Below are 13,869 nucleotides of genomic sequence, written 5' to 3'. Positions count from 1 at the left end.
TTTTTACGTAAAAACAGGTTCTTTTTTAGTTGTAAAATCAGACTATAGACTGATTTTTCATGGTATCGGCTGACAGTATTCACTCTTTTCGTTATACTGAAAATAAATACCTAATAAAAAGGAGAATTGTTATGAAATCAAAAGTTATTTTTACAGGCTTATTTTCTTTACTACTTTTGGCGGGGTGCCAGCCAAACCAAACAACTACCCCATCAAGTACGACCAATCAGTCGTCAGAAACAACTGTAACCTCTACGAACAAGTCAGAAGACTCTAGCACATCCGCTGGTTCTACTGATTCATCCTCTTCACAAACAGCAAACCCTGATATTCAAGTTTCTGCGGATCGTGCGATTGAATTATTCCAAAACAAATACCCAGATGCAGCAATCACTAGCTTAGAACTCGATAGTGATTGGGGAAGCTACTTCTACAAAATTGAAGGTGTCGATGATCAAAACGAATATTCAGTGAAAATCAATGCGATGGACGAAAAACTTGAGTCAGAGAATCCAGAGCAATTAGATCGTGACGAACAAAACGGCAAGAAAAAATCAGAAGACGGCTTAGATGTCAGCAATCTGATCTCGATCGAAGAAGCTGGGAAAATCGCGGTTGAAAAAGTTGGCGCTGGAACTGCTACAGATTGGGACCTTGATAAAGAATTAGGAACTACTTACTGGGATGTCAAAGTGAAAAATGGCAACCAAACAACAAATGTAAAAATCAATAGTCAAACAGGAGAAGTATTGTCTTCAGAAATCGATGATTGATCGAACATTCGATAAATTTTTGTTGATTTTGTTCGCTTAAATGATACACTAGAAAAAACGCTTTATTAAAAGGAGAGAATAACTTGAGCTTAACGACTACTTTCTTAAATCATTCTTTTGAAAATCCCTTGATGAACGCTTCTGGTGTCCATTGCATGACTACAGCGGAATTAGATGAACTTGCACATTCGAATGCGGGGGCGTTCATTACAAAAAGCTGTACCATCAATGAGCGAGCAGGAAACCCTGAACCTCGTTATTATGATGTGCCACTGGGGAGTATCAATTCAATGGGCTTACCAAACTTAGGTTTTTCCTATTATCTGGATTATGCATTGGCCTACGAGAAAGAGCATGGACAAGAACAACCATTGTTTTTCTCGATTGCCGGTATGAGTGCAGAGGAAAATCTGGAAATGTTGAAGTTGATCGAAGAAAGTGATTACCAAGGGATCACTGAGCTGAATCTTTCATGCCCAAATGTTCCAGGAAAACCGCAGCTAGCTTACGATTTCGAGGCAACAGCAGCTTTATTGAAAGAAGTCTTTCAAGTGTTCTCAAAACCGTTGGGAATCAAACTTCCTCCTTATTTTGATTTCGCCCACTTTGATCAAATGGCGGAAATCTTGAATCAGTACCCGATCGCCTATGTGAACTCGATCAACAGTGTGGGAAATGGCCTTTATATCGATACTGAGAGTGAAACAGTCGTCATCAAACCAAAAGATGGTTTTGGTGGACTTGGAGGCGAATATATCAAACCTACTGCGTTAGCGAATGTCCGGGCATTTTATACCCGCTTGAAACCAGAGATCAAAATCATCGGTACTGGCGGTATCCGCAATGGACAAGATGCTTTTGAACATTTATTATGCGGCGCAAGCATGTTACAGATCGGTACGGAACTTCACAAAGAGGGAGTAGCTATTTTTGATCGTATCAGTAAAGAATTAGAGACGATCATGGCGGAAAAAGGCTACCATTCAATCGACGAATTTAGAGGGAAATTACGCTCGATGTCGTAATACCTCTTTCATTCTTATAACTAGAGAAAAACACTTGAAGCATTCAGTTGCGTCAAGTGTTTTTCTATTTAGAATAAGAGACTAAGCGTAAACATTGTTGCTTTTTCTGTCATATGAGAAAATAACCGTAACTGAGGAGGGAGAGCATGAAAGATGCAACATATCTTGCGAATGGTTTAAGAACAAAGCAATTCAGCTTGGAAGAACTTTTTACAGAAACAAAGCGGAAAATCGAAAAGTTCAATCCAGAAATCAACGCATTTGTCACACTTGAAGCACTTGATTTCCAATCAAATGTAAAACGACCACAACTGGAGAGTGATTCGCTACTAGCAGGAATACCATTTCCTTTAAAAATGCTAGGACAAGAAAAAAAAGGCTGGTTGGCAACTTCTGGTTCAAGGATTTTCGAAGAACACCGAGCATCCAAAAATTCAAATTATGTTCAGGCGGTAGAAAAAGCTGGCCTAGTTTCATTTGGTCAAACGAATGCACCTGAGTTTGGCTTTAAGAATATTACCGATCCACAATTATATGGCCCAGCACGAAATCCATGGAACTTGGCATACTCTCCAGGAGGATCAAGTGGCGGAGCTGCGGCGGCTGTTGCGGCTGGGATCGTTCCTATGGCAGGTGCCAGTGACGGGGGTGGTTCGATCCGTATTCCAGCCTCATTTTCTGGCTTGATCGGTTTGAAGCCATCAAGAGGAACAATGCCTGTTGGTCCAAATGCTTGGCGAGGCTGGCAAGGAGCGGCAATTGATTTCGGACTAACGATTTCCATGAGAGATACAAAAGCGTTGTTCCAAGCATTACAAGGAATCAATAGTGGGGCACCTTATCAAGTGACACCAGCCTTTTGGCAACAGCATCCAGTGAAGGAACGGTTGAAAATCGCTGTCTGTGTTGATTCACCAATCGGGTCGAAGGTAAGTGTAGATGCTCAAATTGCTGTTCAAAAAGCACTGCATTTTCTAGAACAATCAGGACATGAAATCGTTGAGATTCCTTATCCTTTAGATGGACGTTCATTGATCAACTCGTATTATCAAATGAATGGTGCTGAAACGGCAGCAATGATCGAGTCGATCGAAAATGGGTTGCAGCGGAGGATAGAAAGCAACGAGCTAGAACCAATCTCATGGACATTATGGCAATACGGTAAAAAACTTACTGCAGCAGACTATGTGCATTCCTTGCACGTATGGGATCATGCAGCTGTCACGATGGAAAGCTTATTTGAGTCCTTTGATTTGTTCCTTTCGCCAACCACTGCGGATACTGCGCCTAAAATCACAGCTGACTTACAAAGTGACTTGATCCGTCAGCAGATGGCTGATGTCTCTCATTTATCGGCAGATGAAGGGTTGGCAGTCGTGTCAGCGATGTTTGAAGAGAGCTTGACGATCACTCCTTATACACAACTAGCGAACTTAACTGGGCAACCTGCAATAAGTCTACCTACACATGTCAGTGAACAAGGATTGCCACTAGGAATTCAGTTTATGGCTGCCAGAGGAAGAGAAGACTTACTCTTTCAGATTGGTGAATTATTTGAAAAATATGGTTTGTTTTATCTTCCGCCAGGAATCGAGCAAGCGTAAGAGATCAACAGAACAAATGAATCGTGCGATTTTTAATACGGAATAGCAAACAGGTAGAAGAATTTACCGTCAAGTCGATCGATCAATAAAAAACGAGTGCAATTGAAAAGACGAAAAATGTGATGTTTGAGCTGCATTTTTCGTCTTTTCTATGTTGCTTTTTTTATTGTTAGACAAGTAGCATACAAAAAAATAAAATGGTAGTTGGATTATCTTGGCTTTTCAGGTAGAATGAAAAGCGAAAGTATGTTCGGAGGTGAAGTGTATGAAAACTCCTTTAACGATCGAGCTGGAATCATCGTTGTATCATTATTGTATCGAACAGGGAGGGATCGTGGTCGAGGAAGTAACAATGCCTGAAGATCATGGAATCGTGGATACTTTAAGTTGTCTGATGAAATTTGACGGAACAAGAGAATGGCGCTGTTATGAATTGAAAGTCACAAAAGCTGATTTTCGCTCAACTGCTAAATTGTCCTTTGTCGGTCACTATAATTATTTTGTTTTACCAAAAAATTTATATGAAGAAGTCAAAAGTGAGATCCCACCAGAGATTGGTGTATTAGTCTATCGTTCGTATGCACTAGAAGAGGAAATGACTGTTCCTGGAACTTTTATTATTGCAAAAAAAGCAATGCGCCGTGAGTTAGGTGTAGCAGAAGAGGCATTGACAAATCGTTTTATGGCTTCATTGTTTAGAGAAGTCAGAAAGGCCAAACAAATGGAACGGGGAGTAAAATATTTCCCTTCAGATCAGCTGTACAAAGAATTAAAAAAACGCTCAGAAACACAAGATCCCTTCTCAAAAGAACGCTACTATGAAAGGTTTATTGATGAAATTGAAAGTCAAGCAATCCATGATCTGCAAGAAGAAAATCGTGCCTTGCGACAAGAACAGGACTGGTTGCGCCAGCAACGTCATATTCGACGTCTGCCAACTGAACCATTGGAGTGAATAATATATGTATTATCCTTATTTACGTGGCAAACAATTCGATCTACTTGCATTAAAGGAAAGTTTGAATCGTGGACTTTTATCCACTAAGATTCAGCCAATCATCGAGCCAGTACGTGATTCGGCGACGCTAAAAAATGTTGTCGAGTTGTTTCAAAAAAAGAATCATCCGCTGATTATCATAAAGAATCCGCAAGTGGGTCAGTTCAAACTGTTCGATCAACCGATTCACACATGGGTGACCAGTGAAGATAGCTCGTTAGCAGAGGCAGAGATCATTACGCCGAGCAATTATGAAAGAATGATTGAATCACCCCCGCCATTCATTATTTTTGATGGACAACATCAACCTAGAGAAAATGCGATTTGGCAAGCTTTGATCAAAACTAATGCGACATTTTTCATTCCTGATTCTAGTCGCTTACGCATGCAATTGCCTGAGAATAAAATCATTATCCGTGATCAATTTCAAACGAGACGGCATGTGGAAAATTATGCAGAAAAAAATGATGATTTTTTTAGCGATGATCATCTGTTCTTTCAAATGGATGGCTATCATGGGTTTTCCAATTTTACGATCGAAGGCAGTCGTTACTTCGATAAAGGATTTCCCAGTCGAGCGTTGGCCTTGCATATTACATACGTCGATGCTTATGGGAATATGCGAATCAAACACTTCGTTTCAGATACCAATGATTCCGCAAAAGATCAAGCATTGAAATTTATGGAAGCAGCCAATAAAATGTATGGTTGGTTGATGAGGAACCATCAACAAATTTATATCACGGAAGGATTACTTGAGCTTGTCAGCTTGTATCGCCAACAAAAATTCCCTGGTCTGGGAGTTTTGAAGAAATGGACATTGTTACATCATCTTGAATTAGTTAGTCAGCTCTTAGATCATCCGACAGACTGGTTACGCAGTGGTTCAAGAATAGACAAGCTATACAAATTGATCACAGATCAATAAAAGGAGCAGAGATATGTACCTTAGAAAAACTACATTAGATGATTTGCCGAGAGTGCTACAAATCATTGATCAAGCTGCAGCATACCTTGCTGAGCAAGGATTGCCTCAATGGCAAGGAGATCAAAAACCATCAAAAGAACGATTCATCGAAGACATTGAAAGGCAGGAAAGCTTCGTCTTGATTGACGAAGAAGACATCGTTGGCACTGCGGCGCTTGTTGCAGGCATTGATCCGGTCTATACAGCAATTGCCGGAAATTGGGAGGGGAGAGAGCCGTATCTTTCCATCCATCGAGTTGCTCTTGATCAAAACGTAAGAGGGAAAAGACTTGGAAAACAATTATTAGATCATTTATTGACCGTTGCCACATGTCAAGGAATCAAGGACGTTCGGATCGATACGTTTCCCACTAATCACCCAATGGAAAAAACGATATACTCGGCAGGTTTTCATTATTGTGGCATGATTGAATTTCCATTCCCACACGGAGAAAGAAAAGCCTATCAAAAATTATTGTGAAGTGCTCAAAACTAAAAGCAAGCCAACTGTTCAGCGATGATCCGCTGCATGGATGGCTTGCTTTAAATTTTCTGTTTCGATTTCTAACGTCTGATTATTTTCAAATGAGATCAAGGTAGGAATAAGTGTTAATTTTTCAAGTTCTTTTTGATCTTTTTCAAAGAGAGCGAGCCGTTGCCTGATTTTATCTGGTGAGTCTCCGCGAAGTACAAATCGTTCATACAACTTTTCTTTTGCTACTATGATGAAGACAGGGACGATACAACGACCAAATTGTTCATACAAGTGCCAAAAACCTGGGGCTGTAAGGACCGTGAAGCAGTCACCCTGTGCAAGCTTCGTTGAGATCTCTTGTTTACTTGAGCCATAATAGTGATCGGCGTACCGATCCCATTCGGCAAATTCCTGATGGACGATCATTTCTTCAAAGGTCTCTTGAGAAACAAAATGGTAATCAAGGTGATTTTTTTCATTTTTTCGTGGGGGGCGGGTCGTATACGTAATGATCTTTTGTTGTGAAGAAAAAATTGCATGAGCTAGTGTCGTCTTTCCGGAACCAGAAGGCCCAATAAATACATAACATTTATTCATAGGAAATATTCCTTTCTATAGTGACATGATCAAAGACATGTTTATAACTAATATATACCGAAAAGTGGAAATCTGTCATTTAAAATAAAAAAACTTAACCAATTTAAACAGGTCATCTGTTCAAACCAGCCAAGTTCAGTATACTTAAGACGCTAGATAAAAGATAGCTTTACACCAGTATTCCGGTAACAATTGCGCTTAAAAAGCTGACTAATGAAGCGGTGAACAAAATTTTCAATCCATGTTTTGCTACAAGATTACCTTTTTCTTCATTCAACCCTTTCATTGCCCCTGAAATGATCCCAATTGAAGAGAAGTTCGCAAATGATACTAAGAAGACTGATAAGATAGCGGTGGTACGTTCTGTAAATTCAAAAGTCCCAGTCGATAATTCAGTCATTGCTACAAACTCATTTGTCACAAGTTTTGTTGCCATGATACTACCGGCATCAACCGCTTCTTTCCAAGGAATCCCACTGATAAATGCAAATGGCGCAAAAATATACCCTAAAATCTGTTGGAATGTAATCCCAAAAATCCCGCTGAACAAGGCATTGATCATAGCAATCAAAGCAACAAAACCGATCAACATTGCAGCCACTGTGATTGCGACATGGAAACCATCTAAAATATATTCGCCTAACATTTGGAAAAATGTTTGTTCTTTGTCTTCTTCAATCACTAATTCATCTTCTTTTTCGTCTAACTCATAAGGATTGACGATCGAGGCAAGAATATATCCACCAAAAAGATTCAAAACTAAAGCAGTGATCACGTATTTTGAATCAATCAATGCCATATAGGAACCAACGATGGACATCGAAACCGTGGACATTGCGGAAACACTCATCGAGAACAGACGCTTTTCGGTTAAGAAAGGCAGTTCCTTTTTGATGGAGATAAAAACTTCTGATTGACCTAAAATCGCTGAAGCAACACCATTATAAGATTCTAATTTTCCCATTCCGTTGATTTTACTCAATCCTAAACCGACTGCTTTCATAAATAAAGGAAGAATCTTGATGTAACGCAAAATCCCAATAATTGCAGAAATAAAGACGATTGGCATCAACACATTCAAGAAGAATGGGGCACTTCCAACGTTTGCTACACCCCCAAAGACGAAATTGACACCTTCACCGGCAAATGCCAATAAGTGATCAAATAGCTTGGCTAGCATCGCAACAACCGCTGTACCAAAAGTCGTACGCAGTAAAACAAACCCAAACGCAAATTGCAAAACGAGCATGATGATCAATGGTTTGCGTTTGATGGCTTTTCGATCGCTACTGATCAAAACCGCCAACCCAAAAATCAAAAGTAAACCTATTATTCCAATAAACTGACTCAAAAAAATCACTCCTTACCAAATTCCGTTTAATTCTACATGTTATTTTTAAAGAATACGAATCTTTTGAGAGAAATTTCATGAGATTTTTAGACTAAAGCGTATACATGTAAGAGAACGGAAAGATAGATGTCTTTTAATGAATAGAAGTCACTTTGGGAAACCTAAATTGTTGATTTATCTAGCGGTTGTGGCATATACGTATATTACTTGGTAGATGAAGGTAGATGAATATTATCAGGACTTGTTAGACGAGCAACAACTTTACTTTATTTATTTTTAAAACAGGAAAGTCTGACACAGAAGCTGCTTCTCCAAAAAACAAAGGGTACCCACAAAAATTTGAGCAATTTTCATGGATACCACCTTATTTATCGAGGTAACTTCTATTTTTCTATTTTAGCCATCATCGAAGAATTATTTATTGATAATACAAGTTTTCTGAAGGGTAAACAGGCGCACTAGTGATGTCGATACCTAATTGTTTCAGGTTTTGTTCATCATTCTTATTGATCATCACAGTTGAATGTGCTTGCGCACCTTCAAGTTCTGCTAATTTTTCATAAGCAACTTGTGCGATTGGATTAGTCACTGCACTGATTGATAAAGCAATCAACACCTCATTGAGATTGAGTGTATCGATCGAAGAGTGCAATGCCTTGCTTTTAAGTCCTTGGATCGTTTCCAAGACAAGAGGCGATAACAACGGAATGTCATCAGAGATATGGGCGAGATATTTGATCGCATTCAAGACAACAGCAGCCGAAGCATCCATTAATTGACTTGTCCGACCTGTAAGGATCACTTGATCAGGAAGTTCGATCGCGATCACTGCCATCGGTTCAGTACTTGCCGCTTGACTAGTTTTTGCATACTCATGAGCAGGGGTCACGACTTTACGGTCTTCTGGACGTAAACCGACTTCCTCCATGATCAATTTGATACGATTGACGGCATCTTCATCTGTCAAACCTTTTTTAAAGTCACAAGCCGTTTGGAAATAGCGTCTGATGATTTCTTGTTTCGAGGCTTCCTGTACGACTTCATCATCCGTGATACCGAAGCCTACGCGGTTGACGCCCATATCAGTAGGAGACTGGTAGACCGATTCCTTACCAGTGATTTTTTCGATGATCCGTTTAATGACTGGGAAAGTCTCTACATCACGATTGTAGTTGACTGCCACCTTATTATAGGCATCAAAATGAAAAGAATCGATCATATTGACATCTTTCAAATCGACTGTTGCTGCTTCATAAGCAATGTTCAAGGGATGTTTCAATGGAACATTCCAAACAGGGAAAGTCTCAAATTTAGAGTAACCTGCTGCATTGCCTTTTTGGCTCTCGTGATACAGTTGGTTCAAGCAGGTAGCTAATTTCCCACTACCTGGACCAGGAGCTGTCACGACAACGATTGGTTTCGTTGTTTCGATGTATTCGTTCTTGCCGAAACCATCCTCTGAAACGATTTTTTCGACATTGATCGGATAATCCTCGATTTCAGCGTGTTTATAGACTTTGATATTCCGACGCTCCAATTTATTGATAAATACTTTAGTTGCTGGCTGTCCGTTATACCGGGTGATCACTACACTATTGATCGATAATCCATATCCTCGTAATTCATCGATTAAGCGCAAGATATCCATATCATATGTGATCCCATAATCACCACGAATCTTATTCCGCTCGATGTCACCAGCATACACACAAATCAAAATCTCCGCTTGGTCACGCAACTTTTGCAATAATTTGATTTTAGCATCTTCTTCAAATCCTGGTAAGACACGTTTGGCATGCTTATCATCGACTAATTTCCCACCAAATTCCAGATACAACTTATCATAATGATGAACGCGTTCAAGGATATACGCAGATTGCTCTTCGATATACTTTTCTGAGTCAAAACCTATTTTTTTCACTTGTTTCCCTCCTTAGCTACTCTCGCATTTTTTCATTTTTTGAAGGTTTCGTCAACTATCAATTAAGTATATAAAGAAATTTCAAAGAAAAAACAAAAGAAACATGCTTGTCTCAGAAGGCATTCATTGGTATGATAGGTTTGATAAGGAAGGTGTCCTATGAAAAAAAGACAAAAAAAGAAAAACGCGTACAAACAGTATATACGCTCAATTTTTACAGGATATGAGCATATGCTAGAAGATAGTGAACTAAATGAATTAAAGTTCTCTTACTTAAATGAAGAAACATTACTTACACGAGATGAAAACCAACGCATCCATTTTACAACAAGAGATTTACCCAAAAAATAAAGCTAAGAGCGGGGAATCGCTGACCCGCTCTTTTATGTTCTCTAACTTTCAATTAATACAAGTAAAAGTAATTTTTGTTCTAAGTCAGCGCATACTTAGTAACACTTTTTTCTTAGAAAATGATACTATTGGATTACATAGAATAATTGATGGAAAATTGATGCGTTCAAAAGCAAGAGGAGGCCAGTAAGATGATAGACCCACAGACGAACGAACATTATGATGAAAACGAACAAGAGGAAGCATCTTCGTTTTACGATATCAAAGAAAAAGCAAGTATGAATCTTTCACAATTATTAGAAGATCTGCAAGCTTTTGAACAAGCTGTCCGCGAGGAGAATATTCCCGCAATCTATCAGTTATACAATGGACGCTTGAACGATGAGCTTAAAAAAACCTCAAATGAAAATCATGAGATCGATCAGCTGTTGATGCGGAAGATCCATGACCGTTTCTTGCAAGAATTTCCCTTTATGAAACATACAGAGACCATCTCTCCGACGATGAGTTATTACCAGATCGGCACCTATTTTCATGAACGAGCAACGATTGGGATCGATGCCAGCTTACCTGAAATCTTTGTATTACCGCAAATCGATGAAGAATGGGAGAACTATGCGACGCAACAAACCCATGATTTTGATAAAAAAATCAATGAGTTAGAGGCAAAAGTGATCACTGCAAAAACAGAGATCGAGCGTTTAGAAGAGGCCATCAAAGAGATCAATCAGCAAATCACTGACTTAGATGATACGAAAGGTTTCTTGAATCGTAAAAAAATAGACGAAGAAATCCAAGCGTTAGAACAAAAGAAACAAGCACTTGAAAATGAAAAATTAGGTTGGTTGCCTTATATCGAAGAACCAGAAAAAATCCAAAAACAAAAGCAAACCTTATTACGTGAAGAAAAAGCGGACCAGCTACGCGCTGCGATCGTTGAAAAAGAACAACGTCAAATAAAAAAATATTTTGGTGACATGGAAGGTTTCAGACAGTCGATCCATCGTTTCTTGATGTCGTACCTTGGCAGTGAAAACCCTGAAATAGTAGAAGAGGGAGGAGACGAGTGATGACAAAACAAGAAGATTTAGACCTACAAGAAGTAACAGCTGAAAATCATGAAACGACTGACCCAGTAGAAGAAGCATCCAGCATCGACAAAGAGTTGGCGAATGAAGTAGAAGAAATTCGCGAAGAAGCCAAAATCCACGAAAAAGAAAAAGTCGTCCCAAACTCGACGAATCAAACAGATAATGAACGTTCAACGATCGAGCAAGCGGTCAATGAAAACCAAGCATATCTTTCTGGTAAACAAAATGATCACGAAGACATCGTTGACTTGATTGCAGCCGCAGAAGAAGAGTTGGCCGATTTACGATTACGTAAATATTTGATCGAAGCGGATTTCAATGAGTTATTGGTCGCATATCATCGCTATGTGTTAGAAGATACACCGATTTCTGCCATTGCTAAGACAAGTTTGATCGAATACTTTGCCTACGAGATATTAAAACCATTGAATGATATTGGCTTGGAGTTATCCAAACAAGCATATGATGTATGGGAAACAAGATATTTTTCAATCAATTATAGTTTGACCCCACAAAAAGAATTGTTGTTCTCCTTTGTGTTACCAACGATCGACCAACGATACCAAGTAGAATCCATCAATTTGATGCGAGTATCCCCAGAACAAATGACGATCGAGATCGATGATGACCGAGTGTTAGCATTGATTCGTCATTGGTCTGTTGAACGCGTGTTTTCGGCTAGTCAGATCACGATTTTCAATCACAAGTTGAATCAATTATTTGCTTATGCACGTAAATTAGGTTTTACGGTGGATCAAACCTTGTTGGACAATACGAAGCCACTAAGATTAGATATTTCAAGTAAGTTTCCAGCTACGCAAGAAGTATTAGATGATATTTTTATTGTCACAATGAAAAATCCGCAGTATGATATGGAAAAATTGGATGACACGACTTATAAGGTGTTGCTGGATAAAGGTCAGTCGCTCCAAATTTCTCTTAAAGACACAACACAGACAGATCTAGCGATTTCTTCTGGTGACTATCATCGTTCAGTGATCGATTTCTTTATCAATTATGAATTTTTAGTACCTTTGATGGTCCGCAAAAATTGATGAAAAAGAGCAATCATGCCTTATATGCTTCAGAATGATCCATTCAGATGATCGATGAAAAAAGAGCCAAGGAATCGGGTTTCTCCTTGGCTTTTTTTATACTTAGGAGGAGTAAAATGAAAAGGATAGTAACCAGTTTACTCATTGTCTGTTCGATGTTGCTTTTCTTTACCGGTTGTACAAATCAAAAGACAAAAAAAGCTGACCCAAAACCGTCATCCATGGTGACGAATGAAACAGCAACTATCACCTTGCAAGAAGATGGGGTTGATACCTTAGTAAAAAAAGTGACGTTCCATACAGGAGAAAATTTACTGGACGTGTTGGAACAAAACTTTAGTGTGGAAGAAGACAAAGGATTTATCACCTCGATCAATGGTCAGAGCCAAAATACCGAAGAGAAAAAATATTGGATGTTCAGTGTGGATGGTAAAAATACAAAAGTAGGCGTAAAAGAAACTATATTAAAAAATAATCAAACCGTCATCTTTAATTTAGATACTCTTTGATGTTGTTAAGAATGAAGGGAAGAAAAAGCAATGGAGAATTTGAAGAAGAGCGGAATGTTTTCTGTATTGGCAGCGTTAGGTGCCAACCTCTTAGTTGCGTTTAGTAAATTTGTCGGTTATGCCATCAGTGGCAGTGCCGCTATGTTGAATGAAAGTATCCATAGTATCGTTGACTGTAGCAATCAAGTATTACTACTAGTCGGTGACAAACGTGCGAATCGTGGTCAAAGCGAATTACATCAATTTGGCGAAGGACGAGCAAAGTATTTTTTCAGTACGATTGTTGCCATGATGTTGTTTTTTGGTGGGGGCGCGCTAGGTGTGATGGAAGCTTTTGAAAAACTTACCCATCCCGCCCACGAAGTTGGTAATCCTTGGATCGTCATCCTGATTCTATTATTTGGTCTAGCTGTAGAAGGGAGTTCATTACGAATCGCGATGAAAGAAATCCGCGAATTGAACACTGAAAACCTTTCAATCATGCGCTTTTTACGCGAAAGTCGCCACAGTGAGATCCTCGTGATCTTCACCGAAGATCTCTGTGCTGTAATTGGTCTTGTTCTTGCTTTAGTCGGCACCGGATTGACTATGGTGACAGGGATTGCAGCTTTTGATGCCATCAGTGGACTATTGATCGGCTTTCTATTGATGGGTGCTGCTATCTTTCTGGCAAAAGAATTTTATAGTTTGATTATTGGCGAGAGCGTGACTACAACAGATTTGAAAAAGATCAAATTTGCTTTTGAGCGAAATGAAGTGAATCGCGTCATTGATATCAAAACTGTGCATTTAAGTCCGACAGAGATTTTAGTTGCGGCAAAAATCGATCTATTTGAGAGTAAAGAATATCAAGTACACATGATCATCAATGATATTGAACGGACGATCCGTGAACAATTAAAGGATAAAAAAATCTATATTTACATTGAAACAGATAAATATGATCCAAATTATTCGCAAATAAAGAAAACACAAGAAAATATGATAGAGAACGTCGAGAAATAATTTAGAAACTAGTGTTATTTTTTACTTATAAAAAAGTTTGATGTCAAAAAAATAACTCGTTTATTTATAGTGTAAAATCATCTGAAAGGTAGGAGGAAAATGAATTTCATCTTATCTTTTTCGATGATTTTTATTTTTTTTAATCGTT

General features: G+C 38.8%; 14 protein-coding genes. 11 read left to right on the top strand and 3 right to left on the bottom strand.

Going from position 1 to position 13,869, the window contains the following annotated elements:
* The first annotated feature begins 131 nt into the window (after positions 1 to 131).
* The 6 genes from ACH0AK_RS05350 (at position 132) to ACH0AK_RS05325 (ending at position 5,847) form a co-directional block, all read left to right on the top strand.
* Entirely contained in the window at positions 132 to 773 is a 642-nt protein-coding gene (locus tag ACH0AK_RS05350; protein ID WP_226076502.1) for a PepSY domain-containing protein, read from the top strand.
* An 83-nt stretch (positions 774 to 856) separates the two neighbouring features.
* A complete protein-coding gene (locus tag ACH0AK_RS05345; protein WP_071867076.1) occupies positions 857 to 1,798 on the top strand; it encodes a dihydroorotate oxidase in 942 nt (313 codons plus the stop codon).
* Between the two features lie 146 nt (positions 1,799 to 1,944).
* A complete protein-coding gene (locus ACH0AK_RS05340) occupies positions 1,945 to 3,402 on the top strand; it encodes an amidase (protein ID WP_226076504.1) in 1,458 nt (485 codons plus the stop codon).
* Between the two features lie 265 nt (positions 3,403 to 3,667).
* A complete protein-coding gene (locus ACH0AK_RS05335) occupies positions 3,668 to 4,357 on the top strand; it encodes a hypothetical protein (RefSeq protein ID WP_023519685.1) in 690 nt (229 codons plus the stop codon).
* Positions 4,358 to 4,364: 7 nt separating this feature from the next.
* Positions 4,365 to 5,327: a sce7725 family protein gene (locus ACH0AK_RS05330; RefSeq protein WP_137072460.1), complete on the top strand. Its 963-nt coding sequence runs from the start codon at positions 4,365 to 4,367 to the stop codon at positions 5,325 to 5,327.
* A 13-nt stretch (positions 5,328 to 5,340) separates the two neighbouring features.
* Positions 5,341 to 5,847 (top strand): GNAT family N-acetyltransferase, encoded by a 507-nt coding sequence (locus ACH0AK_RS05325; RefSeq protein ID WP_010735433.1) that lies wholly within the window; start codon positions 5,341 to 5,343, stop codon positions 5,845 to 5,847.
* 30 nt (positions 5,848 to 5,877) lie between these two features.
* Here ACH0AK_RS05325 and ACH0AK_RS05320 read toward each other — a convergent pair whose 3' ends face one another.
* The 3 genes from ACH0AK_RS05320 to ACH0AK_RS05310 form a co-directional block, all read right to left on the bottom strand.
* Positions 5,878 to 6,438 (bottom strand): guanylate kinase, encoded by a 561-nt coding sequence (locus tag ACH0AK_RS05320; RefSeq protein ID WP_023519683.1) that lies wholly within the window; start codon positions 6,436 to 6,438, stop codon positions 5,878 to 5,880.
* 169 nt (positions 6,439 to 6,607) lie between these two features.
* A complete protein-coding gene (locus ACH0AK_RS05315) occupies positions 6,608 to 7,789 on the bottom strand; it encodes a NupC/NupG family nucleoside CNT transporter (protein WP_023519682.1) in 1,182 nt (393 codons plus the stop codon).
* Positions 7,790 to 8,207: 418 nt separating this feature from the next.
* On the bottom strand, positions 8,208 to 9,710 hold the full coding sequence (locus tag ACH0AK_RS05310; RefSeq protein WP_010735436.1) for a DUF1846 domain-containing protein: 1,503 nt from the start codon (positions 9,708 to 9,710) through the stop codon (positions 8,208 to 8,210).
* 159 nt (positions 9,711 to 9,869) lie between these two features.
* On the opposite strand from ACH0AK_RS05310, the gene ACH0AK_RS05305 reads away from it, so the two are divergent.
* From ACH0AK_RS05305 to ACH0AK_RS05285, 5 genes are all read left to right on the top strand, one after another.
* Entirely contained in the window at positions 9,870 to 10,061 is a 192-nt protein-coding gene (locus ACH0AK_RS05305) for a hypothetical protein (protein WP_010735437.1), read from the top strand.
* Between the two features lie 191 nt (positions 10,062 to 10,252).
* Positions 10,253 to 11,131, top strand: coding sequence for a viral A-type inclusion protein (locus ACH0AK_RS05300; protein WP_499796770.1), 879 nt, complete (start codon positions 10,253 to 10,255; stop codon positions 11,129 to 11,131).
* Complete coding sequence (locus tag ACH0AK_RS05295) at positions 11,131 to 12,207, top strand: hypothetical protein (protein ID WP_194179955.1); 1,077 nt, start codon at positions 11,131 to 11,133, stop codon at positions 12,205 to 12,207. Before ACH0AK_RS05300 ends, ACH0AK_RS05295 begins: the two co-directional genes overlap by 1 nt.
* A gap of 116 nt (positions 12,208 to 12,323) precedes the next feature.
* Positions 12,324 to 12,716: a DUF4430 domain-containing protein gene (locus ACH0AK_RS05290; protein WP_499796769.1), complete on the top strand. Its 393-nt coding sequence runs from the start codon at positions 12,324 to 12,326 to the stop codon at positions 12,714 to 12,716.
* Positions 12,717 to 12,746: 30 nt separating this feature from the next.
* Complete coding sequence (locus tag ACH0AK_RS05285) at positions 12,747 to 13,721, top strand: cation diffusion facilitator family transporter (RefSeq protein ID WP_023519677.1); 975 nt, start codon at positions 12,747 to 12,749, stop codon at positions 13,719 to 13,721.
* The last annotated feature ends 148 nt before the right edge of the window (positions 13,722 to 13,869 follow it).

Source organism: Enterococcus pernyi (assembly GCF_045371165.1).
Taxonomy (GTDB): Bacteria; Bacillota; Bacilli; order Lactobacillales; family Enterococcaceae; genus Enterococcus_B; species Enterococcus_B pernyi.
This window is presented reverse-complemented; position numbering and strand designations above follow the sequence as displayed.

What these genes read in the sequence shown, in the direction of transcription:
- ACH0AK_RS05350 (WP_226076502.1), top strand. Translation starts at nt 132, where the DNA reads ATGAAATCAAAAGTTATTTTTACAGGCTTATTTTCTTTACTACTTTTG.
- ACH0AK_RS05340 (WP_226076504.1), top strand. Translation starts at nt 1,945, where the DNA reads ATGAAAGATGCAACATATCTTGCGAATGGTTTAAGAACAAAGCAATTC.
- ACH0AK_RS05335 (WP_023519685.1), top strand. Translation starts at nt 3,668, where the DNA reads ATGAAAACTCCTTTAACGATCGAGCTGGAATCATCGTTGTATCATTAT.
- ACH0AK_RS05330 (WP_137072460.1), top strand. Translation starts at nt 4,365, where the DNA reads ATGTATTATCCTTATTTACGTGGCAAACAATTCGATCTACTTGCATTA.
- ACH0AK_RS05325 (WP_010735433.1), top strand. Translation starts at nt 5,341, where the DNA reads ATGTACCTTAGAAAAACTACATTAGATGATTTGCCGAGAGTGCTACAA.
- ACH0AK_RS05320 (WP_023519683.1), bottom strand. Translation starts at nt 6,438, where the DNA reads ATGAATAAATGTTATGTATTTATTGGGCCTTCTGGTTCCGGAAAGACG.
- ACH0AK_RS05305 (WP_010735437.1), top strand. Translation starts at nt 9,870, where the DNA reads ATGAAAAAAAGACAAAAAAAGAAAAACGCGTACAAACAGTATATACGC.
- ACH0AK_RS05300 (WP_499796770.1), top strand. Translation starts at nt 10,253, where the DNA reads ATGATAGACCCACAGACGAACGAACATTATGATGAAAACGAACAAGAG.
- ACH0AK_RS05295 (WP_194179955.1), top strand. Translation starts at nt 11,131, where the DNA reads ATGACAAAACAAGAAGATTTAGACCTACAAGAAGTAACAGCTGAAAAT.
- ACH0AK_RS05290 (WP_499796769.1), top strand. Translation starts at nt 12,324, where the DNA reads ATGAAAAGGATAGTAACCAGTTTACTCATTGTCTGTTCGATGTTGCTT.
- ACH0AK_RS05285 (WP_023519677.1), top strand. Translation starts at nt 12,747, where the DNA reads ATGGAGAATTTGAAGAAGAGCGGAATGTTTTCTGTATTGGCAGCGTTA.